General features: G+C 64.8%; 25 protein-coding genes. 16 read left to right on the top strand and 9 right to left on the bottom strand.

The genetic code is table 11. The features are described 5' to 3' along the window. Positions 1 to 163: 163 nt before the first annotated feature. The 8 genes from HNS03_RS05940 (at position 164) to HNS03_RS05905 (ending at position 7,528) form a co-directional block, all read left to right on the top strand. Complete coding sequence (locus HNS03_RS05940) at positions 164 to 2,554, top strand: putative monovalent cation/H+ antiporter subunit A (protein WP_367193775.1); 2,391 nt, start codon at positions 164 to 166, stop codon at positions 2,552 to 2,554. Then, entirely contained in the window at positions 2,551 to 2,970 is a 420-nt protein-coding gene (locus HNS03_RS05935; RefSeq protein ID WP_367193774.1) for a Na(+)/H(+) antiporter subunit B, read from the top strand. Before HNS03_RS05940 ends, HNS03_RS05935 begins: the two co-directional genes overlap by 4 nt. Continuing rightward, the gene (locus tag HNS03_RS05930; protein ID WP_367193773.1) at positions 2,970 to 3,347 is read left to right on the top strand and encodes a Na+/H+ antiporter subunit C; all 378 of its coding nucleotides are present in this window, start codon (positions 2,970 to 2,972) and stop codon (positions 3,345 to 3,347) included. The genes HNS03_RS05935 and HNS03_RS05930 overlap by 1 nt, the downstream gene beginning before the upstream one ends. Positions 3,348 to 3,387: 40 nt before the next feature. Further along, a complete protein-coding gene (locus tag HNS03_RS05925; protein WP_367193895.1) occupies positions 3,388 to 4,920 on the top strand; it encodes a Na+/H+ antiporter subunit D in 1,533 nt (510 codons plus the stop codon). Beyond that, positions 4,917 to 5,390, top strand: coding sequence for a Na+/H+ antiporter subunit E (locus tag HNS03_RS05920; protein ID WP_367193772.1), 474 nt, complete (start codon positions 4,917 to 4,919; stop codon positions 5,388 to 5,390). Before HNS03_RS05925 ends, HNS03_RS05920 begins: the two co-directional genes overlap by 4 nt. Beyond that, the gene (locus HNS03_RS05915; protein ID WP_367193771.1) at positions 5,387 to 5,710 is read left to right on the top strand and encodes a cation:proton antiporter; all 324 of its coding nucleotides are present in this window, start codon (positions 5,387 to 5,389) and stop codon (positions 5,708 to 5,710) included. Before HNS03_RS05920 ends, HNS03_RS05915 begins: the two co-directional genes overlap by 4 nt. Continuing rightward, positions 5,707 to 6,111 (top strand): monovalent cation/H(+) antiporter subunit G, encoded by a 405-nt coding sequence (gene mnhG, locus HNS03_RS05910; protein WP_367193770.1) that lies wholly within the window; start codon positions 5,707 to 5,709, stop codon positions 6,109 to 6,111. Before HNS03_RS05915 ends, mnhG begins: the two co-directional genes overlap by 4 nt. Before the next feature lie 967 nt (positions 6,112 to 7,078). Further along, a complete protein-coding gene (locus tag HNS03_RS05905) occupies positions 7,079 to 7,528 on the top strand; it encodes a MucR family transcriptional regulator (protein WP_367193769.1) in 450 nt (149 codons plus the stop codon). A 57-nt stretch (positions 7,529 to 7,585) separates the two neighbouring features. Here HNS03_RS05905 and HNS03_RS05900 read toward each other — a convergent pair whose 3' ends face one another. Continuing rightward, entirely contained in the window at positions 7,586 to 7,999 is a 414-nt protein-coding gene (locus HNS03_RS05900; RefSeq protein WP_367193768.1) for a hypothetical protein, read from the bottom strand. A gap of 442 nt (positions 8,000 to 8,441) precedes the next feature. On the opposite strand from HNS03_RS05900, the gene HNS03_RS05895 reads away from it, so the two are divergent. Continuing rightward, on the top strand, positions 8,442 to 8,765 hold the full coding sequence (locus tag HNS03_RS05895) for a helix-turn-helix domain-containing protein (protein WP_367193767.1): 324 nt from the start codon (positions 8,442 to 8,444) through the stop codon (positions 8,763 to 8,765). Continuing rightward, a complete protein-coding gene (locus tag HNS03_RS05890) occupies positions 8,765 to 9,307 on the top strand; it encodes a DUF6456 domain-containing protein (protein WP_367193766.1) in 543 nt (180 codons plus the stop codon). The genes HNS03_RS05895 and HNS03_RS05890 overlap by 1 nt, the downstream gene beginning before the upstream one ends. Before the next feature lie 110 nt (positions 9,308 to 9,417). Here the strand turns inward: HNS03_RS05890 and HNS03_RS05885 are convergent, their stop codons facing one another. The 3 genes from HNS03_RS05885 to HNS03_RS05875 all read right to left on the bottom strand — a co-directional run bounded on the left by HNS03_RS05885 (position 9,418) and on the right by HNS03_RS05875 (position 13,539). Beyond that, positions 9,418 to 9,855: a SufE family protein gene (locus HNS03_RS05885; RefSeq protein WP_367193765.1), complete on the bottom strand. Its 438-nt coding sequence runs from the start codon at positions 9,853 to 9,855 to the stop codon at positions 9,418 to 9,420. A gap of 76 nt (positions 9,856 to 9,931) precedes the next feature. After that, the gene (locus tag HNS03_RS05880) at positions 9,932 to 10,738 is read right to left on the bottom strand and encodes a DUF1194 domain-containing protein (protein ID WP_367193764.1); all 807 of its coding nucleotides are present in this window, start codon (positions 10,736 to 10,738) and stop codon (positions 9,932 to 9,934) included. Between the two features lie 293 nt (positions 10,739 to 11,031). Next, positions 11,032 to 13,539: an FAD-dependent oxidoreductase gene (locus HNS03_RS05875; RefSeq protein ID WP_367193763.1), complete on the bottom strand. Its 2,508-nt coding sequence runs from the start codon at positions 13,537 to 13,539 to the stop codon at positions 11,032 to 11,034. Between the two features lie 549 nt (positions 13,540 to 14,088). Between HNS03_RS05875 and HNS03_RS05870 the strand changes: the two genes are divergently transcribed. Together HNS03_RS05870 and HNS03_RS05865 are read left to right on the top strand one after the other, a co-directional pair. Then, positions 14,089 to 14,688 carry an NAD(P)H-dependent oxidoreductase gene (locus tag HNS03_RS05870; RefSeq protein ID WP_367193762.1) on the top strand — a complete coding sequence of 200 codons (600 nt, stop codon included), beginning with the start codon at positions 14,089 to 14,091 and terminating at the stop codon, positions 14,686 to 14,688. Positions 14,689 to 14,874: 186 nt separating this feature from the next. Further along, positions 14,875 to 16,455, top strand: coding sequence for a hypothetical protein (locus HNS03_RS05865; protein ID WP_367193761.1), 1,581 nt, complete (start codon positions 14,875 to 14,877; stop codon positions 16,453 to 16,455). 239 nt (positions 16,456 to 16,694) lie between these two features. On the opposite strand, the gene HNS03_RS05860 is transcribed toward HNS03_RS05865, so the two are convergent. From HNS03_RS05860 to HNS03_RS05840, 5 genes are all read right to left on the bottom strand, one after another. Beyond that, positions 16,695 to 18,086, bottom strand: coding sequence for an NAD(P)(+) transhydrogenase (Re/Si-specific) subunit beta (locus HNS03_RS05860; RefSeq protein WP_367193760.1), 1,392 nt, complete (start codon positions 18,084 to 18,086; stop codon positions 16,695 to 16,697). A gap of 13 nt (positions 18,087 to 18,099) precedes the next feature. Beyond that, complete coding sequence (locus HNS03_RS05855) at positions 18,100 to 18,579, bottom strand: NAD(P) transhydrogenase subunit alpha (protein WP_367193759.1); 480 nt, start codon at positions 18,577 to 18,579, stop codon at positions 18,100 to 18,102. After that, the gene (locus HNS03_RS05850; RefSeq protein ID WP_367193758.1) at positions 18,576 to 19,733 is read right to left on the bottom strand and encodes a Re/Si-specific NAD(P)(+) transhydrogenase subunit alpha; all 1,158 of its coding nucleotides are present in this window, start codon (positions 19,731 to 19,733) and stop codon (positions 18,576 to 18,578) included. Before HNS03_RS05850 ends, HNS03_RS05855 begins: the two co-directional genes overlap by 4 nt. Positions 19,734 to 20,068: 335 nt before the next feature. Further along, positions 20,069 to 20,188 carry an aa3-type cytochrome c oxidase subunit IV gene (locus HNS03_RS05845; protein ID WP_367193894.1) on the bottom strand — a complete coding sequence of 40 codons (120 nt, stop codon included), beginning with the start codon at positions 20,186 to 20,188 and terminating at the stop codon, positions 20,069 to 20,071. Between the two features lie 212 nt (positions 20,189 to 20,400). Continuing rightward, entirely contained in the window at positions 20,401 to 21,336 is a 936-nt protein-coding gene (locus tag HNS03_RS05840) for a LysR family transcriptional regulator (protein WP_367193757.1), read from the bottom strand. A 98-nt stretch (positions 21,337 to 21,434) separates the two neighbouring features. Here HNS03_RS05840 and HNS03_RS05835 point away from each other — a divergent pair, with 98 nt between their 5' ends. From HNS03_RS05835 to glcF, 4 genes are all read left to right on the top strand, one after another. Then, entirely contained in the window at positions 21,435 to 22,931 is a 1,497-nt protein-coding gene (locus tag HNS03_RS05835) for an FAD-linked oxidase C-terminal domain-containing protein (RefSeq protein WP_367193893.1), read from the top strand. A gap of 8 nt (positions 22,932 to 22,939) precedes the next feature. Further along, positions 22,940 to 24,181, top strand: a complete 1,242-nt coding sequence (locus HNS03_RS05830) for an FAD-binding protein (RefSeq protein WP_367193756.1) — start codon at positions 22,940 to 22,942, stop codon at positions 24,179 to 24,181. Positions 24,182 to 24,239: 58 nt separating this feature from the next. Continuing rightward, the gene (locus HNS03_RS05825) at positions 24,240 to 24,611 is read left to right on the top strand and encodes a DUF4870 family protein (protein ID WP_367193755.1); all 372 of its coding nucleotides are present in this window, start codon (positions 24,240 to 24,242) and stop codon (positions 24,609 to 24,611) included. 110 nt (positions 24,612 to 24,721) lie between these two features. Beyond that, on the top strand, positions 24,722 to 26,080 hold the full coding sequence (gene glcF, locus HNS03_RS05820; RefSeq protein ID WP_367193754.1) for a glycolate oxidase subunit GlcF: 1,359 nt from the start codon (positions 24,722 to 24,724) through the stop codon (positions 26,078 to 26,080). The last annotated feature ends 24 nt before the right edge of the window (positions 26,081 to 26,104 follow it).

The raw sequence follows: 26,104 nt of genomic DNA, 5'->3' as shown, positions 1-26,104 counted from the left end.
ACCGGTAAGGGATGCGTCAATTTTCAACAGCGGGTCGCTTGCTCGCCGTCGTGACCAACGATATGTCAAAAAAGGGTGCCGCTGTCAGCCGTCCGTGGGAGGGCATGCGGAAACGTGTTCAGTGTCCGGCGGTTCGGCCGGAAGCTCCAGGAGGCGCGTACGCATGCCGCCGAGTGCGATCGACGGAACGCTAATATTTGCGCTCGCGCCGTTCGTTGCCGCCGCTCTCGGTCCCTGGCTCAAGAGCCTGGTCGGGCATCGCGCCGGTTGGATTCTGGCCATCGTGCCCGCGCTTCTGTTCGTGCACTTCGCGCAGATGGTGCCGGCGATTGCCGACGGATCGGTGCTTCGCGCCGGTATCGATTGGATCCCGAGCCTGTCGATCCGTTACTCCATCCGCCTGGATGGGCTGTCGCTGCTGTTCGCGCTGCTCATCACCGGGATCGGGACGTTCATCGTCATCTATTCCGGTGGCTACCTGAAGGGCCACCCGAATCAGGGACGCTTCTTCTCCTTCATCCTGTTGTTCATGGGCGCGATGCTGGGGCTCGTCATTGCCGACGACCTGATGTCGCTGTTCGTGTTCTGGGAGCTGACGTCGATCACGTCGTTCCTGCTGATCGGCTTCGATCATACCCGCTCCGCATCGCGCCGGGCGGCGTTGCAGGCGCTGGTGATCACCGGCGGCGGCGGGCTTGCGCTGCTTGCCGGCTTCCTGCTCCTGATGATTTCGACCGGTGCCTCCAGCCTGAGCGATGTGCTCGCGTCGGGCGATGCCGTGCGCGACAGCGCCGCCTATCTGCCGATCCTGATCCTGGTGCTCGGCGGGGCGTTCGCCAAATCGGCGCAGGTGCCACTGCATTCCTGGTTGCCCAACGCCATGGAAGCGCCGACGCCGGTGTCGGCCTATCTGCATTCCGCCACCATGGTGAAGGCCGGCGTCTACCTCCTGATGCGGCTCAATCCGGCGTTCGGCGACACGCTGCTTTGGGAAACCATCCTGCCCATCTTCGGCGGGGCGACGTTCCTGACCGGCATGGTGCTGGCCGTCCGTAACACCGACCTGAAGCAGATCCTCGCCTACACGACCGTCGCCTCGCTCGGCGTGCTGGTGTTTCTGACCGGGATCGGCACCGAGATGGCGCTGACCGGCGCCGTCCTCTACCTGATCGCCCACGCGTTGTTCAAAGGCGGCCTGTTCATGGTTGCCGGCACCATCGACCATGAGACCGGCACGCGCGAGATCGACGGTCTCGGCGGTCTTGCCGGCAAGATGCCGATTACCTTCTTCGCGGCGCTGATTGCGTGCCTGTCGATGGCCGGACTGCCGCCGCTGATCGGGTTCGTGGCCAAGGAGGTGCTGTACGAGGGCCTGTGGCATGCCTCCGGCGTCTCGCTGGCGCTCGCCGTGGCGGTTCTCGGCAACGCGATGATGTTCGCCGTGGCGGTGATCCTGGTTTTCAAGCCGTTCCTGGGCGCGCACCAGGAAACGCCGAAGCCGGCCCATGAAGGTCCGATCTCGCTCTGGCTCGGCCCGATCGTCCTGGGGCTGTTGTCGCTTGTGGGCGCGCTCGGGCTGGAGGCGACCACGCATGCGATCGTGGGGCCGATGGCGAGCGCGGTGGCGGGGCGTCCGCTCGATCTTCACCTGCATTTGATCCCCACGGGCCTGAAGCCGCCGGTGATTCTGACTCTGATCACGATCGCGCTCGGCGTCGTGTTCGCTGTGGTCTATCGGCCGCTGCGCCGCTTGTTCGTGAGCGTGTTGGACGGCATCGGCTGGGGGCCGGATCGCGGTTTCGACCAGATCTTGCGCAGCCTTGTGTTCCTGGCCAGCGGCCTCAGCGACATCCTGCAGCCGGGCCGCATGAAGGGCTATGTCACGATCACTTTCCTGGCCGTGACGGTCGGGCTGCTCGTGCCGATGTGGTTGTTCGGCGAATTCCCGACCTTCATGGGGATCAACGCCGACGCGCCCTTCTATTTCTGGGTGGTTCTAGGCATTGCCGCGGCGAGCCTCTTGGCCGTGCTGGTCGCCCAGACGCGCCTGATCGCCATCGTCACGCTCGGAATCCAGGGCACGATGGTGGCCATCATCTTCATGCTCTATGGCGCTCCGGATCTCTCCTTCACCCAGTTCATGGTGGAGATCCTGTCGGTGGTGATCCTCGCCCTGGTGATGACGCGCCTGAACCTGAGCCCCACCGATCATCGGCCATTCCCGACCCGGCTGCGCGATGGTGCCTTGGCGCTTGCCTGCGGCGGCGCATTCACCCTGGCGCTCATCGCCGTGATCGAGCAGCCGTTCGATCCACGCGTTTCGGAATTCTATGCCGAATATGCCCGTGCGATCGCCCACGGCCGCAACATCGTCAACGTCATCATCGTCGACTTCCGCGGCCTCGACACGCTGGGTGAGATTTCGGTGGTCATGTGCGCGGGGCTCGCCATTCTGGCGCTGATTCGCCTCAAGAGCCGGGAGAATCGCGGTCCGCTGGCGCGGCCCGATCTCGACCAGGGCGAATCTCTGAAGGAGGCTGCGCTCGACCAATGAGCACGATCATCTTTCGCACGATTGCGCCGTATATTGCCGCCCTTGCGGTGTTGTTTTCCATCTTCGTGCTTTTGCGCGGCCACAACGATCCCGGCGGCGGCTTCATCGGCGGTTTGATCGCCGCCTCGGCGCTTTCGATCTACGGCATCGCCTGGGGCGTCGCGCCGGTGCGTCGCGCGCTGTTGGTCCATCCGATCGCGCTCGCCGGGTTCGGCGTGTTCCTCGCCGCGTTTTCCGGCTTTCTCTCCTTCTTTGTCGGCAAGGGCTTCCTGAGCGGCCTCTGGGTGACGCTGCACCTGTTCGGCGTGGAGATCCCGCTGTCCTCGGTGATGCTGTTCGACACCGGGGTCTATTTCACTGTGGTGGGGGCCATCACCACGATCGCGCTCACCCTTGAGGAGCCGGAGCAGGAGTAATGGAGGGAATTCTCGCGCTCCTGGTCGGACTGTTCTTCGTCTCAGCGATCTACATGATGCTGTCGCGGCGGACCGTGCGCATCCTGATCGGCGTGGTGTTGCTCGGCAACGCGGTGAACCTTCTGATTTTCACCTCCGGGCGCCTGACGATCGCCGCGCCGCCGGTGATCCCGCTTGGTCTGCAGACGGTCGACGACACGGTCGCGAACCCGCTGCCGCAGGCACTGATCCTGACGGCGATCGTGATCTCGTTTTCCCTGTTCGCCTTTCTTTTGGTTCTGAGCTACCGGGCCTTCCAGGAGCTCGGCACCGACGACGTCGACGAAATGCGCGACGCGGAGCCGGCCGAGCGGCGGCTTCCGCCGATGGAGTACTGACGTGGCTGGACCGGGTCCCATCGTCGATCGCGCTCAGGCGATGATCATCGAACCGCTCGCGGCCGTCGACTGGCTCGCGATCGCGCCGGTGGCGCTGCCGCTCGCCGGCGGCGCGCTCTGCCTGATGCTGCGGTCGCGCAACGACTATGCAAGCCGCCTGACCATCATCGTTCTCGGCCTGCTGGTCTTGATCAACGTGGGCCTGCTGGGCGTGGTCCTGAACCACGGACCCGTGGTGATGGCGATGGGCAACTGGCTGCCCCCGTTCGGCATCCTGTTCACCGTCGATGTGCTGGGTGCGTTGTTGTCGCTGACGACCTCCGTGGTCGGTCTCGTCGGCGCCATCTATGCCGGAGCCGACATCGATGTCGGGCGCCGCCGATTTGGTTTCTACACCTTCTATCTCCTGCTGATTTCTGGTGTGTCCGGTGCCTTCCTGACCGGCGATATCTTCAACCTCTATGTCTGGTTCGAAGTGCTTCTGATCGCCTCGTTCGGGCTCATGATCCTGGGTGGCGAGCGGGCGCAGCTCGACGGCGCCGTGAAGTATGGCGTCCTCAACCTGGTTGCGACCACCTTCTTCCTGATCGCGGTCGGCCTGCTTTACGGTCTGGTCGGCACGCTCAATATGGCCGATATCGCCCGCTCCGTGCCCGAACTTGCCGATACCGCGCCGATCGCGGCGGTTGCCACGCTCTTTTTCGTGGCGTTCGCCATGAAGGCGGCGGCATTTCCGCTGAATTTCTGGCTACCGGCCTCCTATCACACGCCGCGGATCGTGGTGTCGGCGGTGTTCGCCGGCCTGCTGACCAAGGTCGGCGTCTATGCCCTCCTGAGGGTGCTGGTGATGCTCCTGCCGGAAAGCCGGATGGGGCTGGACCACGTCTTTTTGTGGGTGGCGATCCTGACCATGCTGGTCGGGGCGTTCGGCGCGTTGGCCCAGGGCGATGTCCGCCGGCTTCTGGGCTTTGTGGTGATCACGGGCATCGGGACCATGCTCGTCGGCGTCGCGGTGGGCACGGAAGAAGCACTCGCCGGCGCGGTCTACTACGCGATCCATTCGATCCTGGTGATGACGGCGCTTTATCTCGCCGTCGGTGGCATGGAGCGGCTGGCCGGATCCTGCTCTCTCCACACAACGAGCGGGCTCTATCGTACCGATCCGACCTTTGCCGCGATCTTCCTGATCCTGGCCTTTGCGGTGTCCGGCCTGCCGCCCTTCTCCGGCTTCTGGCCGAAGGTCATGCTGGTGCGCGCGAGCGTGGCGTCCGGGTCGGAATGGGCGGCGGCGACGATCCTGTTCACCGGCCTGTTGACCACCATCGCCATGGCGCGGGTCTGGCTTCTGGCGTTTTGGCGCGATCTCGGCACCGAGGCGCCGATCCGGGTCGCCGGCTTGCCGACCGCCAGCCGGGTCAACTGGCTCGGTCCGATCGCGATTTTGACGGTGATCGTGATCGCGCTTGGCGTGGTGCCGGAAGGGTTGATGAGCGCGACGATGAAGAGCGCCGACGCGCTGTTGGATCCCGCCGGCTATGTCGGCGTCGTGCTGGGGCAGGGGGAGCAGCCATGACCGTGCTTCTGGCCAATGTCCTGCTGGCGCTTGCCTGGGGGGCGATCACCGGCAGCTTCGCGCTTCTGAACCTCCTGTTCGGCTTTGTGCTCGCCTCAATGGCGCTCTGGCTGATCCGCGAGCAGCTCGGTACCGCCGGGGCGGTGACCCGGATGTGGCGCGCGGCGGGACTGGCCGGGCTCTTCTTCTGGGAGCTGGTGATGTCGTCGATCCGGGTGGCGATCATCGTGCTTTCGCCGCACCGCCCGCTCAAGCCGGCGATTGTCGCCTATCCGCTGCAGGTCGATCGCGACTTCGAGATCACGCTTCTGGCTAACCTGATAACGCTGACGCCGGGAACCCTTTCGCTCGACGTGTCGGAGGATCGCGAAACGCTGTTCATCCATTGCATCGATGCGCCGGATCCCGACGGGGTGATCGAGGACATCAAGAACGGTTTTGAACGCAAGATCATGGAGACTTTCCGATGATCCCGGTCAGCCAGTTTCTCGGCATTTGTGTCGACATCGCCTTTCTGCTCCTGTCGATCTCGTTCATCGTGATCGTCTACCGGATCGTGACCGGACCGACGCTGCCGGACCGTATCCTTGCGCTCGATATGCTGATTGCCGTCGCGATCGGCTTCATCGCCACGTTCGGCGTGCACAGCGGTTTCTACCTCTATGTCGATATTGCGATCGCGCTCGGGCTGATCGGTTTTCTGTCGACGGTCGCCTTCGCCCGCTTCGTGCTGACGCGCGGCTCGACCGAAGACATCCCATCCGCCCTCGATGAGGGGAGGGACCAATGACCCTTGCCGAAGCCATCGACATCATTGTTGGGCTGATGCTGCTGATCGGCGCGTTCTTCGCGCTGGTTGCCGCGATCGGTCTGCTGCGTCTCGACGACGTCTATATGCGCATGCATGCGGCAAGTAAGGCCGGGACGCTGGGTTCGGGGGTGCTGCTTCTTGCGCTGGCCGTCGATTCTCAAGAGCTGGATGTCGTGACCCGCGCGATCGCGGGCGTCGTGTTCTTCTTGCTGACGGCTCCGTTGTCGGCCCATCTCTTGGCGCGAGCGGCCTATCTGGTTGGCTATCGCCCCTGCAAGGCGACGTACCAGGATGCACTTGCCGACACCATCGTTCAGCCGAGCGGTGTCCTCAAGGCCGACACCCCCGTTCAGACCGGTCAGAAGCCCGACCGGACCTAAAGCATTTCCAGGCGAAGTGGGCACCGGTTCGCCGTCCGGAAATGCGCGTAAGAATCTCATCGCTCGCGCCAGTTTGCTTTGCTCGCGTCTGCGGGGGGCGCTGCCATGAGCATTTCCAGGCGAAGTGGGCACCGGTTCGCCGTCCGGAAATGCGCGTAAGGATCTTATCGCTCGCGCCAGTTTGCTTTGCTCGCGGCTGCGGGGACGCTGCCATGAGCATTTCCAGGCGAAGTGGGCACCGGTTCGCCTTCGAACTGCACCATCCATCCAGATCAGCGCGTCGATCGGCTCCTGCCGGAGCGCACGCAAACGGCGCCGCCCGGGCCCTGTTTCAAGTTCAGAACAGCTTCTAGTAGATCCATTCCAGGTTGGCGTTCGGCAAACCTAATCTCGGTTGGCTATTGGCAGTGCTGACGGATCTCCAGGGTATCCGTAGCGATCTTTTCGCAATAATGCTGCGCGAGCGGCCCGCAGCTTCCGCGTGGATGCGGTTGGACACTCGACTTTTTCGTTGCTTGATCACCCAGTCATCCATTACGGCGCGCGATGGGATTTCGGGGTAAGTATGCGCGGATCGGTTTCCTTGTCACGCGCCCTTGTGCTCTCTTGAGCCGGGCTCCCGGTTGGCGAAAAGTGGCTGAATCCGGGCGAAATTGCCAGTTTCGGCCTTTGATGCCCCCGGCCTGTTCTGCGGAATTTACGGTCAGAATGGAACAAGCCTTCGTGTTTTGCCCGGATTTGCCCCCCTTAACTTTCGTGGGCGCACGTTTTTTTTCGCCGGATCGGGTCTGGGGCACTTGTCTTTTGAAAATTCGCACTTATACACTCGCATAGCAAAGCAACGGATCGATTCACTTTGCTGGAGCAGTGCCGAGAAAGACACGGCCGCCTCCGCTAGGGCGCGAGTGCTGACGACGACTGTCTTATCCCGGCGCCGATAGGCAACAGCTATAAAAGCGAGAATGTTATGAGCGAAATCACGCAGGACGCGAACTTTATCGACCTGACGGCTGACATTGTTTCCGCCTATGTCAGCAACAATACGGTGGCTGCCCAGGATCTTCCGGGGCTGATCAACGAAGTTTACGGTGCCCTGCTGAAGACGAGCGGCGAGGCGGCGGAGCCTGAGCCGGAGCCGCTGAAGCCGGCTGTGCCGATCAAGAAGTCCGTCACGCCGGACTACATCATCTGTCTTGAGGACGGAAAGAAGTTCAAGTCGCTGAAGCGGCACCTGCGCACGCACTACAACCTCTCGCCGGAAGAGTATCGCGAGAAGTGGGGTCTGGCGGCTGACTACCCGATGGTTGCGCCGAACTATGCCGCTGCGCGCTCCGAGCTTGCCAAGCGTATGGGCCTCGGCCAGCAGCGCACCAGCGCGGCGCCGACCAAGGCCACGCGTGGGCGCGGCAAGTCCTAATCGCTTTCTCGGTCCGTGATTCCGAGAAAAACGGAACGGGCCTAGAGCCTTTTTCGATCAGGTGGAGACATCTGATCGCCAATTGCTCAATACCAAGTCGTCGTCAAAACGCCCGTGGCACGCCGCGGGCGTTTTTTCTTTGGCTATCGTTTTCCGGCTGGACAGGTCGGGATCTGGTCGTAGCTGCAATCCATGGCGTTGCTGAAGCAGGTCCACGGCTTGTTTCAGCGCGATATGCCGGTTGAGGTCGTAGGACCAGTGCCCTGCAATGCCGCGTTGGCGCTCTGCCCGGATCGCGCGGCGCAGGCGGGTGAGGAGCCGCTGTTGCCCTTCCACGGAGCGATCGGCGATCTCCGCATCGGTTGCGGGGATAAGGTGGCGCAATCGCCGCATCTCGCTGGATTGCTGCGCGCTGAAATCGTTGAGGGAAACAAGCGTCGGTCCTCGGTTCTCTCCCGGGAAATCGGCCATCCCGCTCTCCTTTGATGATCATGTCAGGAGCAGACAGTGTCGCGCCCTGGGCGCGGGCGGGGATGAGGCCGGCCGCAAAGAGCGTTTTAGGGCGAAGGCGCTGTATCGCCCGAGCGCTCGGTCCTTTCCTTTGCGCGCCGGACCTTGCGGAAAGCCGGCGCCGATGTTCTCGCCCGGCGGTCCGGCCTCAGCGATGCAGGGTCGAAAGCGGATCAATTGCGGCGGCCGCTGATCCAGATTTTTTAGATCACGTCAGAGGGAAACTTATCCCCGCCGACACGGGGAGTCGTATCACTGGATATAGGCATAAAATCCTATTCTGATGCGTCTCGATGTGGTCGGATGGAGGTAAGTGGTCATGTGGCGTGGGTCTGGAAGGGCCATCGAAATGCGGGAGCGGGCGAGGGCATGGAGCGTTTCGGATCGGGCCGCGGCCCGGCGGATGATTGAATCGACCGTTGCGGCCGCGTTTGCGCTTCCGATCGACGAGCTTGCCGCCCCAACGCGGCGGCGGGCGGAAGTGGCGTTCGCCCGACAGGTCGCGATGTATATCGCCCATGTCGATCTGGGGCTGTCGCTGACGGAGACCGGCGGCCTGTTCGAGCGCGATCGCACGACGGCGGCGCATGCCTGTCGGGTGGTGGAGGATCGCCGCGATGACGGCGATCTCGATCGGCTACTGGATGCTATCGAGGCGGTTGTCGTGGCGTGGAAGTTGACGCTGGAATGCTGCCGGCGGCGCGCGGTCCCGGGGAGGACGCACTGATGGCGGCGCGCAAGGCCAAGCTGAAATCCCGCATGCCGACCGTGGGGCCTGCCTTCAACGACGCCGAGAGCCCACTTGCGTGGCTGGCGCGGCGCAAGGACCGATCGGGCGCTCCGATCCTGGACGAGGCGCAGTTCAGAGCCGGCGAACGGCTGCGGGCGGATTTCACGCGCGGACAGATGATGCCGCGCATGTCGGTGGATTTGTCGCTCGGCATGCCGTCGGGTGGGCGAAGCGGTGCTGCGGGCGGGGTGCAGGATCTCACCGATACGGCGATGGCCGCCCGCGAGCGGGTCAACCGGGCGCTGATGACCGTCGGGCCGGAGCTCTCCGGGGTGTTGATCGACGTATGCTGTTTCTTGAAGGGGCTGGAAACGGTTGAGCGTGAACGTGGCTGGCCGGCCCGCTCCGGCAAGGTGGTGCTATTGATCGCGCTCGGTCGGCTCGCCGGCCACTACGGCTATACCGCCGAGGCGCGGGGCGCCGATCGTTCCGCCGGTCCGCGCCATTGGGGCGCGCCGGATTATCGCCCGAAGGCGTAGAAATAGATTTGTCGCTCGCGCCAGCTCGCGGCTGCGCGGGCGCGGCCTTAACGCTGGCGCGCGGTCGCGCGCTGGCTTTGCAAATCCGGGAAAGGGAGAATTGGGCCGCCTCAGGCGGCGGCGAGGGCGGCTTCCGCGTCGCGGCGGATGCGGGCGACCATCGCCGTCAGCCCGTTGGAGCGCTGCGGGGTCAAATGCTCGCGCAGCCCCAGCGTGGCGAGCGTCGCCTCCGCATCGGTCTCCAGGATGCCGCGGGCGCTCTGGCCGGAATAGAGCGCCAGCAGGATCGCCACCAGACCGCGCACGATCAGCGCGTCGCTGTCGCCCTTCAGGTGAAGGTGCGGTCCATCCGGCTCCGAGGCGAAGGTGGTTTCCAGCCAGACCTGGGACACGCAGCCGCGCACCTTGTTGGCCTCGGTGCGCGCCTCCTCCGGAAAGGGCGGCAGCGCCTTGCCAAGCTCGATCACGTAGCGATAGCGCTCTTCCCAGTCGTCGATGAGCTCGAACGCCTCGATGATGGTGTCGATATCCTGGATGTCTTCGGCCATTCCATTTCCCTGCAACACTCCCTCCATATAGGCAGGAATGGCGTGCGGGGAAATCCCGTGCGCGTTCTTCGGCCGGTCAGGGGCCGCCGCGCCAGCGCTGCCAGAGCTTCTCGCCGATCAGACAATCGATCTTCGGCGCGTTTGGTCGCAGATCCTGGGCGGGCACCACGCGGGGCTGGGCTCCCGCGATCTCTAGGATCAGCTTGCGCCGGATGGCTTCGGCGAACTCGTCGGCATCCTTGACCACCACCATGAAGGCCCCGAAGCCGCCGATCACGCAGTCCTCGTAGTAGACGTCGAGATTGTCGACCTGGAAGAACGGGTCGTAGGCGGAACGGCGGATCATGATCGGCAGGCCATTCACGGTGACGCCGGCCTCGATCAGCTTGTCGCGCTCGGCGGTCACCGGACCGCCCATATTGTTGGGTCCGTCGCCGGAGATGTCGATCACCCGGCGGAAGCCCTCGTAGCCGTTGTCGTCGAAGAGCGTGCCGGAAAAGGCGAGCGCCCCGGATATGGAGGTGCGTCTCAGCCGGCCGATCGGGGCGTCGGCCAACTGGTGGGCAAACGCTTGCGCGCTGTCCTCGCCATCGACCACGGTCCATGGCACGCGCACGTGCTGTAGCCCGGCGCCGGCCCATTCCACATAGGTGACCGCGATCCGACCCCAGTCGCCGCTCTGGATGGCGGCCGTCACTTCCGGGTCGAGGAAGGCCGCCATGTAGCCCTGGCGCTGGAGAATCTGCTCGTCATGGTCCATCGACCAGGACACGTCGACAGCCAGCACCAACTCGATATCGACGACGTCGTCCACTTGGGCCGCCGCCGAGAGCGGGTACCCGGTTGCTAGGGCCACCACGGCCCGCAGGATCCACCACCGCACCGCTCGGTCTCCTTCGTTCGAGCGTTTCCAGGCGAAGTGGGAACCGGTTCACCGTCCGGAAACGCGTAAGACAAAGGCCCCTCTGCCCGCGACACCGATCCCATTGACTAGGTTAGGGCGGGAAGGCGGCGGCGGCGAGACGAAAGGACGGGCACGCCGTGTCACAACTTTGAGCGGCGAGAGCCCGTTTGACGGACACGGACCTCAAACCGAAACGGCGCCCGATCCGAAGATGCGGGCGCCGCTGCTCAAATGATGGTCAGCCGAAAGGGCCGTTTCGTTTACGTCGGGAATTAGGCCCGAAGCCGGGCATTGTCCGGATCGAACGGGGATTCGGCCACCACCGTCGCCATGTGGCGCTTGCCGAGGATGGAGATCTCCAGCTCGGTCCCGACCTCGGCGAGTTCCGGACGGACCATGCCGAGCGCGAAGCTCTGGTCGGTCCGCCAGCCGAAGCCGCCGGACGTCGCACGCCCGACCAGCTTGCCGTCGACATAGATCGGCTCATTGCCGCGCGCGTCCGCCTCCGAAATCTCATGCACGTTCAAGGTCGCGAACGCCCAGTCGAAGCCCTGCTGCTGGCGCTTGACCAGTGCGTCGCGGCCGATGAAGCCGGCCTTGTTCAGGTACACGAACCGGTCGAGACCGGATTCCAGCGCGGCATATTCCACCGACAGCTCACGCGGGATCAGCCGGTAGGACTTCTCGATACGCATCGCGTCCATGGCGCGGATGCCGAACGGCTTCAGCCCATAGGGCTTTCCGGCCTCCATCAGCAGATCGAAAATGGTGGTCTGCATTTCGATCGGATGATGCAGCTCCCAGCCGAGCTCGCCGACGAAGTTCACGCGCAGCGCCTTGGCCGTGGCATGGCCGACATTGATGGTCTTGCCGCTGAGCCAGGGAAAGGCGGGCGTCGACAGGTCCGTATCGGTTAGCGTCTGCAAGACGTTGCGTGCCTCCGGACCGGCCAGCACCAGCACGCCATACTGGGTTGTCACCTTCTGCAGCATCACCGAGCCGTCGGCCGGCAGAAGCTTCTGCAAGGTATCGAAGTCGTGCCGCTCGAACGCGCCGGCGGAGACCAGATAGAAGCGCTGCGGCCCCTCCCGATAGATCGTGAACTCCGAGCGCACGCCGCCCGACGGGGTCAAAAGATGGGCAAGTCCGATCCGGCCAATCTTCGGGATGCGATTGGCGACGAGGGAATCGAGCCAAGCTTCCGCCCCCGGACCCCAGACCTCGAACTTGGAAAAGGCCGACATGTCGAGCAGGCCGGCCTGCTGGTGAACGTGGCGAGCCTCGGCGCCCACTTGCTCGAAATAGTTCGACCGACGGAACGACCAGACCTCTTTCACCTTGCCGTCGGCGGCGGGGGCGGGATGGTTGTGGTTCAAGAGCACGTCCGGCTTGTCGAGCTTGTCGGCGTCGATGCCGAAGCCTTCCGGGGCGAACCAGTTCGGCCGCTCCCAGCCGTAGACGGAGCCGAAAACGGCGCCGAGCTCCTTCATGCGGTCATAGCAGGGCGCGCGCTTGAGCGGCCGGCCGGCCAAACGCTCCTCGTCCGGATAGTGGACGGTGAAGACGTTGGCGTAGGCCTCCTCGTTCTTCTCGCGCAGATAGCCGCGAGTGGCATAGGGGCCGAACCGGCGCGGGTCGACGCCCATCATGTCGATGGTCGGCTCGCCTTCCACGATCCATTCCGCAAGCTGCCAGCCGGCGCCGCCGGCCGCCGTCACGCCGAAGGAATGGCCCTCGTTGAGCCAAAAATTCTTCAAGTCCCAGGCCGGGCCGACGATCGGCGAGCCGTCCGGGGTATAGGCGATGGCGCCGTTATAGACCTTCTTGATGCCGACTTCGCCGAACGCCGGGACGCGGGCGATGGCGGTTTCGATATAGGGCATCAGCCGGTCGAGATCCTCCTGGAAGAGCTCGTATTCCGACTGGTCCGAGGGGGAGTCGACGTAGCAGCACGGCGCGCCGACCTCATAGGGGCCAAGCAGCAGGCCGCCGGCCTCCTCGCGCATATACCATGAGGAATCGGCCTCGCGCAGCACGCCCATCTCCGGCAGCCCCTGGGCCTTGCGCTCCTTGATGGCGGGATGCGCCTCGGTAACGATATACTGATGCTCCACCGGGATCACGGGCAGGTCGAGGCCGACCATGGCACCGGTCTTGCGGGCGAAGTTGCCGGTGGCCGAGATCACGTGCTCGCAGGTGATGTCGCCCTTGTCGGTCTTCACCAGCCATTCGCCGGAACGGGTCTGCTCGATGCCGAGAACGGTGGTGTAGCGGTTGATCTCCGCACCCCGCGCACGGGCGCCCTTGGCGAGGGCCTGGGTGAGATCGGCCGGCTGAACGTAGCCGTCGTCGGGGTGCTGGATCCCGCCCAGAAGACCGTCGGTCTCGCACAGCGGCCAGATCTCCTTGATCTCATCCGGCGTCAGGATCTTCACGTCGACGCCGATCGTCTCCGCGATGCCGGCATAATACATGAACTCGTCCCAGCGATCGCGGGTGCGGGCGATGCGGATATTGGAGACCTTACGAAGGCCGACGTCCTGGCCGGTTTCCGCCTCCAGCTCCTCGTAAAACTTGACGGAGTATTTGTGGATCTGGCCGACCGAGTAGGAGACGTTGAACAGCGGAAGCAGGCCTGCGGCGTGCCAGGTCGAGCCGGAGGTCAGCTCCTTGCGCTCGATCAGCGCGACATCGTCCCATCCCTTTTTGGCGAGGTGATAGAGGGTCGAGACACCGACCACCCCTCCGCCGATCACGACTGCGCGCGCATGGCTTTTCATGGCAACCGACTCCAAATGTGACCCGGTCCGGCCCGTCGCCGTGGGTCGTTCCCCGCATTCCGTTCGATCTGGAGCATCTGGCGGTTTGTCCACGTCGCCCGATGCTCGTATTTCGGTGGCGCGCCGTTATCGCGAAAAACCGGTACCCACTTTTTCGCTCGGCGCTTTGAGCTTGGCAGTCTGGTCGGGGGCGATGCCGGAGCCGAACCACTGTCCGGCTGCCACTATGGCGGGGCTAGGGCGACCGCGATCCCGTGAATGCGACAGACGGCCCGTCGCCCGGCGACATCGAGCACGCAACAAGTGGCGGTGGGACGGTGCGTTGAGCTCATGCCGACGGGCGGTCGGGCTTGCTTCGACAGCTCCTCAGAAAAGCGGGAACCGATTTTCCGGCCGGGACTTGTCAAAAAAAGCGCGACCGCTCTCGGAAGCTTGGGAAATTACCGGACAGGAGCAGGAAAGATTTTCCGCCCGTCGGCTGATCCGTCTCAAAGACCGGGCCTTCGGAGCCTGACAGGAGTGTCCCGCCGTCTGTGAAAGGAACCGCCCATGTCCGAGCGTGCGCCCCGCTCCATTGCCCTCGTCCAGGGCCATCCCGATCCCAATCCGGACCACCTCTGTCAGGTGCTGGCCGACGCCTATTGCGAAGGCGCGCGCGGCGCGGGCCATGAGGTCGCCGTCATCGATGTCGCGAAGCTGGATTTTCCGATCCTGCGCTGCCCGGCCGCCTTCGACAACGACCCGGTCCCGGAGGTATTGGTGCCAGCGAAAGAGGCGCTTCTGGCTGCCGACCATCTGGTGGTGGTCTTTCCGCTCTGGCTGGGGACCTTGCCGGCGCTCACCAAGGGCTTCTTTGAGCAGGTGCTGCATCGGAGCGACATGTTTGAGGATACCAACGGGCGCGGCTGGCCGAAGGGGCGTCTTGCGGGCAAATCCGCCCGGATCGTCGCGACCATGGGCATGCCGGCGGCCGTGTTTCGCTGGTGGTATTTCGGACACGGCGTGCGAGCGTTCGAACGCAGCGTTCTCGGCGTGGTTGGCGTCAAGCCGATCCGCGAAACGCTGTTCGGCGGCGTGGAGACTGTCGACGATGCCCGGCGCACGCAGTGGCTCGACACGATGCGAAAGCTCGGCGCAGAGGCGCGGTAAGGCAGCCATTAGGGTGAAATTCCCCTGTTTACCTACCGGCCTCGTCTTCTACGATATCGCGCGGAGAGACTGAGCGCGGGGGCGAGGCCAGTGAGCAATCGATCGATCCTTTTTTCTGGCGAGGCAGGTTTGCCGCGCCGCTATCTTTCCCGTGCAGCCGGGGTCTTGGTCTCAGGAGCCTTGGCAATGGCGCCCGGGGTGGCGGAAGCCGATATCTCGATCCCGGAGTGTGGTCCGCTGGCGGAATGGGCGGAAGAGGGACCGAAAAGCGATCTCGACATTGCGATCGGGGGGCAATCGTCCAGGCCCCGGCGGGTCATTTTGCCCGGTGCCTTTCGCACGTCGGAGGCAGCGACCCTGTTCGGGTCAACGGGCGAGAGCTGGACCAAGCAGGAGATGCGCCAGCTCGAAAATGCGCTGCGGCGCTGTGCCCATGCAGCCGAAGACGCCGATCAGGCTGCGGCGCTTGCCGCAGCGCGCGAGTGGGCAAAGCAGGGTCAAGACTATCTGGGCGCCAGCGCGGCGGCGCTGAAGCGGGTTCCCGGCGCGCTCGAGACCATCGCCGCGCAGCCCTTCAGCCTGCCGATCCTCGTGTTTCTCGAGACGCTGTCGCAAGAGCACACTGCGGAGACCTTCACCAAGCTGCGCGGGATGCTTCGCGATCTGCCGCCGCCCCTGCGTGCGGGCGGGTTGGTCGAGTTGAACATCCTTAATTCCTGGGGGCACCTGCCGCCGGACGCCCTGGAGGAGCGCTTCGCTCCGGAAGTGGCTCGCCAGCTCGACGTCCGCCGGGCGGAGCTTGCCGCAATCTTGCTGGCCGAGATCGAAACCTTGAAGACGGGGCCTTCGGCCAGGCCGGATCCGGCCACGATGCGCAAGCTCGACGAGCTTGCCAAAGCGCCGTTGCTCGACCTTCTGGACCCAACGCGGCGCGAACAGATCGAGGCTGCGATCGCCGAACAGAAGGAGGGCATGGCTACGGCGGCAGCCTCCGAGGTGGACCAATGGCTCGAAGCGGTCCAGCCGGGCACCGGCGGATTGATGATGCTGATGGACCTTCATTCCAGCCATGCCTTTCGCTCGCTCTCCCGCGAAGAGCAGGCGGAGGTTCGCCAGCGGATCCAGGCGCTCTATCCCGACGTGATCCGCGGCGCCTCGGCGGAACGGATCGAGCGGATCAAGACGGCGCCGGAAGGACCGAAGGGTCTCAACCGGTCGCTGTTGGACTATGATCGCCAGACGAGCCTCCTTGCCGACCATGGGATGGAGGCGGAGCTGAAAGACTTCAAGGCGGCGACGATCCCGCTCCTTGAAGAGCGCGCGGAAGCGGTGCTCCAGACCTATTATCTACCAGCGCTGCAAACCGCTCCGGTAGACGAAAAGACCTTGCCCGGGTTGGCGCGCGAGCGCTACCGGGTCCGGGACTGGCCGGAACCGCTCGCTCCCTATGCCCAACAATATATCGACGCCGTCGAGGCACGCCTGGCGGAGATCGAAAGCGCGCTCGCGGCCGCCGAGGCCGGCCCACTCGTCGGTCGCACCTACCGACTGGCGTCTGGCAATACGCTGATCGAGAAACTGGAGTTCATCGACGACAGCCGCGTGCTGGTGTCTCTGTCCACCGGGCTGGTGCAGGCCGGGACCTACGAGGAACTTCCGGGAGGTCGGGTCATTTTGACGTCGGAGCGGTCCGGCAATTTCGTCGTCGAACGCGATGGCCCGCGCCTGGATGCCGGCCAGTTCGTCTTTGAGCGGGTCCGCGAGTAGGCGCGGCCAGTCGGTATTTTCTTCGATGGGGAAGGCGGGGCTCGACCAAAGAAAAAGCCCCGGACGAGGATCGTCCGGGGCGTTATGGGGGCTTCCAGTCCGTGAGGCCAGCGCGCGACTGCACGCCAGCCGGTCAGGCCGCCCACGCGAGCCGCGAGTAACGCGTGCTGGCGTGAGCGAAAAGAGTCTTTAGACGCAAATCCGGACGGAAAACCGGTTTCCACTTTTCCTGGATTTGCTCAGAGCCCCTTGACGATCTCCTCGACCATCTTCTTGGCGTCGCCGAACAGCATCATTGTGTTGTCCTTGTAGAACAAGGAGTTGTCGATGCCGGCGTAGCCGGAGCCGAGCGAGCGCTTGACGAACAGGCAGGTGCCGGCCTTGTCCACGTCCAGGATCGGCATGCCGTAGATCGGCGAGGAGGGATCGTCGCGCGCGGCCGGGTTGGTGACGTCGTTGGCGCCGATGACGAAGGCGACGTCGGCCTGCTGGAACTCCGAGTTGATGTCCTCCAGCTCGAAGACCTCGTCGTACGGCACCTGGGCTTCGGCGAGCAGCACGTTCATGTGGCCGGGCATGCGGCCGGCGACCGGATGGATCGCGTACTTCACCTCCACGCCGGCCTCCTTCAGCTCGTCCGACATCTCCCGCAGCGCATGCTGGGCCTGGGCCACCGCCATGCCGTAGCCCGGCACGATGATGACCTTGCCCGCGTTCTTCATGATGAAGGCCGCGTCTTCCGCCGAACCCTGCTTCACCGTGCGGTCGCCGAGATCGTCGGCCGGGCCCGCGCTTTCGCCACCGAAACCGCCCAGGATCACCGAGATGAAGGAGCGGTTCATGCCCTTGCACATGATGTAGGACAGGATCGCGCCCGACGAGCCGACCAACGCGCCGGTGATAATCAGCGCGGTGTTGCCGAGCGTGAAGCCGATGCCGGCGGCGGCCCAGCCGGAGTAGGAGTTCAGCATCGACACCACGACCGGCATGTCCGCGCCGCCGATCGGCACGATGATCAGCCCGCCCAGCACCAGCGCCAGAATGGTGATCAGCCAGAACAGGGCGTGGATCTCGGTGGTGACGAACAGGATCACCAGCACGATCAGCGCGATCGCCAGCGCGGCATTCACCAGATGGCGGGCCGGCAGGATGATCGGCTTGCCGGACATGCGGCCGTCGAGCTTCAGGAAGGCGATCACGGAGCCGGTGAAGGTGATGGCGCCGATCGCCACGCCGATCGACATTTCTACCAGGCTGGCACCGTGGATCGCGCCGGGATGGCCGATACCGAAGGCCTCCGGCGCATAGAGCGCGCCGGCGGCCACGAACACCGCGGCGAGACCGACCAGCGAGTGGAAGGCGGCGACAAGCTGCGGCATCGCGGTCATGGCGATGCGCTTGGCGATCACGCCACCGAGCACGCCGCCGATGGCAATCGCCAGGATGATCCAGAACCAGCCCGATGCGGACGGGGCCGACACCGCCAGCGTGGTGAGCACGGCAATCGCCATGCCGACCATGCCGTAGTGATTGCCCCGGCGCGAGCTTTCCGGATGGGAGAGGCCGCGCAACGCCAGGATGAACAGGACGCCGGCGACGAGATAGAGAATGGCTGCGAGGTTTGCGTTCATCGATCCGGCCCCCTCACTTCTGCTTCTTCTTATACATGGCCAGCATTCGGCTGGTGACCATGAAGCCGCCAAAGATGTTCACGCTGGCCATGACCAGGGCGAGAAAACCGAAGATGCGGGCCCAGATCGCCCCGTCGGAGGCGGAGAGATCGATGCCGACGGCCAGAAGCGCGCCGACCACGATCACCGAGGAGATCGCGTTGGTGACCGACATCAGCGGCGTATGAAGCGCCGGCGTCACCGACCACACCACGTAGTAGCCGACGAAAATCGCCAGCACGAAGATGGAGAGCCGAAACACGAACGGATCGATCACGCCGCCGGATGCGGTGTGCGCGGCGGCGGCCAGCCCGTCGACCACGCCGTCGGAGGGCGCGAAAAGCTGAGCTTCTGCCGCGCGGGCCGCAGCTTCCGCCTTGTCAGCCGCCTGGCGGGCGATCTCGGCGGCGTTGCGGGCCTGTTCGACGACGTCGTTGGCCATGGTGTCGCTCATTCCTGCCCCCCTTGGTCCTGCGGTGCTGGCGCGAAGTTCGGATGCACGATCGAGCCGTCACGGGTCAGCGCGGTCGCCTTGACGAGTTCGTCGTCCCAGTTGATCGCAAGCGTCTTGGCGTCCTTGTCGACCATGGTCGCGTCGACGAAGGTCAACAGATTCTTGGCGTAGAGCAGCGACGCGGAGGCGGCGATGCGGCCCGGCATGTTGCGATAGCCGATCACGCGCGCCGGCCCGACTTCGACGATCTGGTCGGGTTCGGAGCCTTCCACGTTGCCGCCGCGTTCCACCGCCATGTCGACGATGATGGAGCCCGGCCGCATGCTGTCGATCATCTCGCGCGAGATCAGGCGCGGCGCGGGCCGGCCCGGGATCAGCGCGGTGGTCACCACGATATCCTGCTTGGCGATGTGGTCGGCGACGAGGTCCGCCTGCTTCTTGCGGTACTCCTCGCTCATCTCCTTGGCGTAGCCGCCGGCGGTCTCGGCCTGTTTGAACTCCTCGTCCTCGACCGCGATGAATTTCGCGCCGAGCGAGGCGACCTGCTCCTTGGCGGCCGGGCGCACGTCGGTCGCCGTCACCACCGCGCCGAGCCGGCGGGCGGTCGCGATCGCCTGCAGACCCGCGACGCCGGCACCCATCACGAACACCTTGGCGGCGGGCACGGTGCCGGCGGCCGTCATCATCATCGGGAGCGCGCGGTCGTAGACCTCCGCGGCATCGATGACCGCCTGATAGCCGCCGAGATTGGCCTGGCTCGACAAGACGTCCATCGACTGGGCGCGGGTGATGCGCGGCATCAGCTCCATGGCGAAGGAGACCAGGCCGCGCGCGGCCATGTGCTCCAGCGCGCCGACATTGCCGAACGGGTCCATGATCGCGACCACGGCGGCGCCGTGTTTGATCTGGTCGATCTCGTCGCCGGTCGGGCGCTGCACCTTGAGCACGAGGTCGGCCTCGCGCACGGCATCGGCCGTCGACGGCGCGATTTCCGCACCGGCGGCCGCATAGTCCTCATCGGGAATGCGCGATCGCGCACCGGCGCCGCTCGCCACCACCACGGTCGCCCCCAAGCCGACGAACCGCTTCACCGTGTCCGGTGTCGCGGCCACCCGCGGCTCGTGTTCCCCCTCGCACGGAACGCCAATGCGCATGCGTCAGCTCCCTTCGTCCGCCTTGTCCAATCGAAGTCTCACCCGTGCCGCGCCGCGGATGACGCGCGCGACAGGCCTTCCGAGGTCGCCCACGCGCCGGCCGCTATCGCCAGCTCCGTTGGACGGATCGTCTCGGGAACTCGTGTGCGATGGCCGGACGCACGTTTCGAACATTTCCCGTGCGGATTGATCTCATCCGGACGAACGGGAAGTCCTCAACCTATTGACTCTAAATCCATTTCCTATCGGTCCAGTGGGTTTGCCCGATCGGAAACGGCTTCAGCGTCCGCACCCTCTCTCCAGCACGGGCCGTGTCGGCCCGGCCTTTGACGTCGTCAGGTCAGGAAGAGCGCCATCAGCGCGAGGATGACGATGATCGCGGTCATGGCGAACTTCAGGAGCTTCAAGAAGCCGGTGTAGGTCCGCTCGTGCTCCTGATAGTCCATCGGGCTCATGTGGCCTTCGTCGTCGATTGTCGGCACGTTGCCGATAGTCCCCTCAGACATGCACGTCCCCACTTCACTTCTGCGTTGGCCAAACTAATACCTGCGGAAACGCTTCGGGGCAACGCAGGTTAAGAGTAGATCGAAATTGTATGCATTTGGATATATCTCGCTCCGCCATGCGATCGATTCGCGGCGAGGGTGAACCGGAATGACGGCCTCGATCACTCCGGGTTCCCGGCGGCCGCCAGAACCGTTTCCAGCCCGGCATCCCAGTAGGGCACCGGTGCGTAGAGGCTTGCAAGGAAATCGATGAATACACGCACCTTCGCCGGCAGGAAGCTGCGGGTGGGATAGATCGCGTGGACGGCGACGCGCTCCGACGCCCGGTAGGCGGGCATGACGACCTTCAGCTTCCCGGCGGCGAGCTCCGGACCGACATCCCAGGTGGAGCGCAGGGCGATGCCGAGACCGGCGATAACGGCTTCGCGCACGACCTCGTTGGAATTGGTGGCGAGCGGTCCTTGCGGACGGATGGTCACGGTTCCCTCCGGTCCTTCCAGCGACCAGGGGATCTGCGGGGCCGCTGCCAGGCAGACATGGCGCCGCAACGCGTCGAGCGAGGTCGGCGTGCCGTGGTGGTTCAGGTAGGACGGAGCGGCGCACAGCACTCGGTTGATCGGGGCGAGGCGTTTGGCCACCAGGCTGGAATCGGTCAGCGCGGCAATCCGGATCGCAAGATCGAAGCCCTCGGCGACGACGTCGACGAACTCGTCGGAGAGCACCAGGTTGATCTGCAGATTGCCGTGGGTTTCGATGAAGCGTCCCAGATGCGGCGCCACGTGGAGGCGCCCGAACGAGGTGGGGGCGGCGATCTTGAGGGTGCCATGGGTCGTTCGGGAGCGTTGTGTGACGAATTCTTCCGCCTCTTCGATGGCGGCGAGAATCACGACCACGCGCTCGTAGAAGCCCTGGCCGGCCTCGGTCAGAGCCAGTTGGCGGGTGGTGCGTTGCAGGAGGCGCGTTCCGAGCCGGGTCTCCAGACGCCGGATGCGTTTGGAGATGACCGCCGGTGACAGACCCATTTCGCGGCCCGCGGCGGACATCGAGCCCGCGCTCACGACGCGGGCGAAAATTTCCATGTCGGTGAAGTCACTCATCGAATGTTATCGATAGGCTGTCGACGGACGTCGAAGAGGGAACGGAAAACACAAGAGCCCGAGCGGGGGCCGGGCCGACACCAAGGGAGGTGAGCGCTGTGACGGGTCTGGTGATGCCGGACATCGATCCGGACGCGCTGTCGCGCCGCGCCGAAATCGTTGCCGGTCTTCGGGCGATCGTTCCCGGAGAGGGTGTGATCGCCAACGAAACGGAGATGCGCGCCTACGAATCCGATGGCCTGACGGCGTATCGGCAGATGCCGCTCGCCGTGGTCCTTCCCGAAACCGTCGATCAGGTGAGCCGGGTGCTCGCCTTTTGCCATCAGAACGACATCAAGGTGGTGCCGCGCGGGGCGGGCACGTCGCTCTCCGGCGGCGCGTTGCCGCTCGGCGACGGAGTGCTCCTGTCGATGATGAAGTTCAACCGCATTCTTGAGATGGACATCGCAAATCGGGCCGCACAGGTGCAACCGGGCGTGACCAACCTGGCCGTCACTCGTGCAGCCGAGCATGCCGGCTTTTACTATGCGCCCGATCCGTCCTCTCAGATTGCCTGTTCCATCGGCGGCAACGTCGCGGAAAATGCCGGCGGCGTGCACTGCCTCAAATACGGACTCACCACCAACAACGTGCTCGGGCTGGAAATGGTTCTGGTCACCGGCGAGGTGATCCGGATCGGCGGCAAGCATCTGGATGCCGCCGGCTACGATCTCCTCGGCCTGATGGTCGGCTCGGAAGGGCTGTTGGCGGTCGTGACCGAGGTCACCGTGCGCATCCTGAAAGCGCCGGAGACCGCGCGGGCGATGCTGATCGGCTTTCCCTCCAGCGAGGCGGCCGGGGCCTGCGTCGCCGAGATCATCGCCGCCGGCATCATCCCCGCCGGAATGGAGATGATGGACCGTCCGGCCATGCTTGCCGCGGAGGATTTCGTCGAAGCTGGCTATCCGCGCGATGCGGAAGCGCTTTTGATCGTAGAGTTGGACGGTCCGGCCGTAGAGGTCGATCATCTGCTCTCGAACGTTGAAGGTCACGCCCGCCAGAACGAGGCCTTCTACATCCGAGTGTCGACTTCGGAGGAGGAGAGAGCCACATTCTGGGCCGGCCGAAAAGCAGCCTTTCCAGCCGTCGGTCGCCTGTCCCCCGATTACTATTGTATGGATGGAACAATTCCCCGCAAGTCTCTTCCGCAGGTGCTCCACCGAATGACCGAGCTTTCGGAAAAATTCGGTCTCCGGGTCGCGAACGTTTTTCACGCTGGCGACGGCAATCTTCATCCGCTTATTCTTTACGATGCCAACGTGCCAGACGAGTTGGAGAGGGCGGAAACGTTCGGGGGCGAAATATTGCGGTTATGTGTCGAAGTCGGCGGGTGCTTGACCGGAGAGCACGGAGTGGGGGTCGAAAAGCGCGACTTGATGCCGGCGATGTTCTCCGAGGATGACATGAAGCAGCAGCAGCGTGTGAAATGCGCCTTCGACGAGCGCCATCTGCTCAATCCCGGCAAGGTGTTTCCGACGTTGCATCGCTGCGCGGAGCTGGGACGGATGCACATTCATCGCGGTGCGCTTCCCCATCCCGACATTCCGCGGTTTTAGAGGCTGGCATGGCCGGACCGGCGTTTCAGCAGGAGGACCCTACCCGGCCGGCAACGGCCGAGGAGGTGCGGTCCGTCGTCGCCTGGGCGGTGGGCGAGGAGAGACCGCTGGAAATCGTGGGCTCCGGCGCCAAGCGGGCGATCGGGCCGCCGGTAACGGCCCGCCATGTCGTCGAGCTGTCGCGGCTGTCGGGCATTACGCTCTATGAACCGGAAGAGCTGGTGCTGTCCGCCTTGGCGGGAACTCCGCTTGCGGAAATCGAGGCCACGCTTGCCGACGCGGGCCAGGAGCTCGCCTTCGAGCCGATCGACTATGGCCCGCTCCTGGGCGCGGCGGCGGGCGGCGGGACCTTGGGCGGTCTGGTGGCCACCAATCTCTCCGGCCCGCGCCGGATCAAAGCCGGGGCCGCCCGCGATCATGTGCTGGGCGTGGAGGCCGTTTCGGGACGCGGCGAGGCGTTCAAATCCGGCGGCCGCGTGGTGAAAAATGTCACCGGCTACGATCTCGGGCGCGGGCTTTCCGGCTCTTGGGGCACGCTTGCCGTCTTCACCGCGCTCAGCCTGAAGGTGCTGTCGCGCAGCGAAACCGGCGCGACCCTCGTGCTCCCCGGCTTGGATGACGCGCGCGCGATCCGGGCGCTGGCCGCGGCGCTCGGCTCGTCGGCGGACGTTTCCGGGGCGGCCCACTTGCCTGCCGGGCTCGCACAGCAGATTGCCCCCCTTGCCGGAGCGGACGGCTCGCTGACGCTGGTGAGGGTGGAGGGCTTCGCGCCATCGGTGAAGGCGCGGATCGAGGCGTTGTCGGCTCTCTTGAAGGATGTCGCGCCGGTGGAGGTGATCGAGGGCGATGCCTCGGTGGCGATCTGGCGGGCGGTTCGCGATGTCCGCCCGTTCTGGACGACACCGGAGCAGGCGGTCTGGCGGGTTTCGGTAACGCCGAGCGAAGGGCCGGCCGTCGTGTCGGCGGTGGCTGGCGGCGGCGATATCCGCGCCTTCTACGATTGGGGCGGCGGGCTGATCTGGATCGAGCATCCGAGCGAAGGCGATGCGGGGGCGTCAACGATCCGGCAGGCCATCGCAGCCAACGGTGGAGGACATGCGACGCTGATCCGGGCACCTGTCGCGCTGCGCTCGGACGTATTGGTGTTTCAGCCGGAAGCAGACGGCCTTCAGGCCTTGACCCGCCGCATCAAGGCGCAGTTCGATCCCACCGGCATCCTCAATCCCGGACGTATGGGGGCCGGTCGGTGAGCTCCGCCTCGACGCAATCTTCTCCGACGCTCCCCTTTTTCAACGCAGGAGGCACTTCGTGAGCGATCCCGTGACCCAGCCCCAGAGCGAGCCCGGATTGTTCGATCCGGGTCGATCGAACGTCCAGTTGATCTACATTCTTTATCTTGTCAGCCTGGTTGTGGGCGTGACCTCGATCGTCGGGCTGATCATGGCCTATATCAGCCGGGGAAAGGCGGATGGATGGCCGGTGAGCCACTATACCTACCAGATCCGGACGTTCTGGATCGGTCTGGTCTACGCTCTGATCGCCGGAGTGCTGTCCGTGATCGGTATCGGTATCATCCTGTTTTTCGCGGTCGCGATCTGGGGCGTCGTGCGCTGTGTGAAGGGGTTGCAGGCGACCGGGCGGCGTCAGGCGATCGCGAATCCGTCGACTTGGTGGGTGTAGGCTATCTGGAGCCATGTCTTGTCGCTCGGATGTCTCCATCTGCGCGGAAAAGGATCTAGCGGCGGACGTCAGGCGGCGTACGCCGCGCCCCATGGCGTGAGGCGAGTTTCATGCAGACGCGATTCTCACCCGAACAACTTACAGATCCGGCGGTGGCCCATTCGGAGACCATCATCCGCAAGTGTGTGCACTGTGGCTTTTGCACCGCCACGTGTCCGACGTTTGCGCTGCTTGGAGATGAGCTCGACAGCCCGCGCGGCCGGATCTACCTGATCAAGACCATGCTGGAGGAGGACCAGCCCGCGACGGCGGACGTGGTGAAGCACGTCGATCGCTGCCTGTCGTGCCTTTCCTGCATGACGACATGTCCGTCGAGCGTGAACTATATGCATCTCGTCGACCACGCTCGGGCGCACATCGAGAAGACCTATCGACGCTCCTGGGACGATCGGGCGCTGCGCCGGCTTCTGGCGGCGATTCTGCCCTATCCGACGCGCTTCCGTCAGGCGATGCGGCTGTCGGTGCTGGGGCGACCGTTCGCGGGCTTGTTTCGGCGCGGAAAGGCGGCGCGGATCGGCGCGATGCTCGACTTGGCGCCGACGACCATGCCGGCTCAGCACAAAGTTCCGGACCACGTGCCGGCTACCGGTCCGAGGCGGGGGCGGGTGGCGCTCCTGTCGGGCTGTGTCCAGTCGGTGCTTGCCCCGGACATCAACGCCGCCGCGACCCGGCTTCTCTCCCGCGCGGGCTATGACGTGGTGCAGGCGAAGGGCGAGGGGTGCTGTGGAGCGCTGGTCCATCACATGGGCTGGGAGGACGACGCCCAGCGCTCCGCCCGCGCCAATGTCGATGCTTGGTGGCGTGAGATCGAAGGCGACGGTCTGGATGCGATCGTGATCACCGCATCCGGATGCGGCACCACCATCAAGGACTATGGCCATATGCTCTCCGGCGATCCGGCCTATGCGGAAAAGGCGGCGACGGTGTCGGCCCGCGCGAAAGACGTGAGCGAGGTGCTGGCGGACGCGGATCTCGGGCAGCCGGAACGCGGGTCGACGGCGCGCGTCGCCTACCATTCCGCCTGCTCCATGCAGCATGGCCAGCGCATCCGGAGTGAGCCGAAGACGCTTCTTGCGGGAGCCGGATTTGAGGTTCGCGACATACCGGAAGGCCATCTCTGCTGCGGCTCCGCCGGCGTTTACAATATCCTGCAGCCGGAGATCGCCGATCGGTTGAAAACCCGCAAGATCGAGAACATCGACAAGACCGGCGCCGACTTGATCGCGACCGGCAATATCGGCTGCATCACCCAGATCGCCACCGGATCCGAGCGGCCGATCGTGCACACGGTGGAGCTTTTGGACTGGGCTTATGGCGGGCCGCCGCCGCGCGCGCTTAAGGGCCGCGACGATCTGTTGGCCGCTGCCGTCGCGCCGCAAGCGGATCGGGCGGCGGTTGCCGTGCAATAGAGCGCCAGTCCGAGCGAGACCGCG

It is taken from the genome of Amorphus sp. 3PC139-8 (assembly GCF_040750475.1).
In the GTDB taxonomy this organism is placed as follows: Bacteria; Pseudomonadota; Alphaproteobacteria; order Rhizobiales; family Amorphaceae; genus Amorphus.
This window is presented reverse-complemented; position numbering and strand designations above follow the sequence as displayed.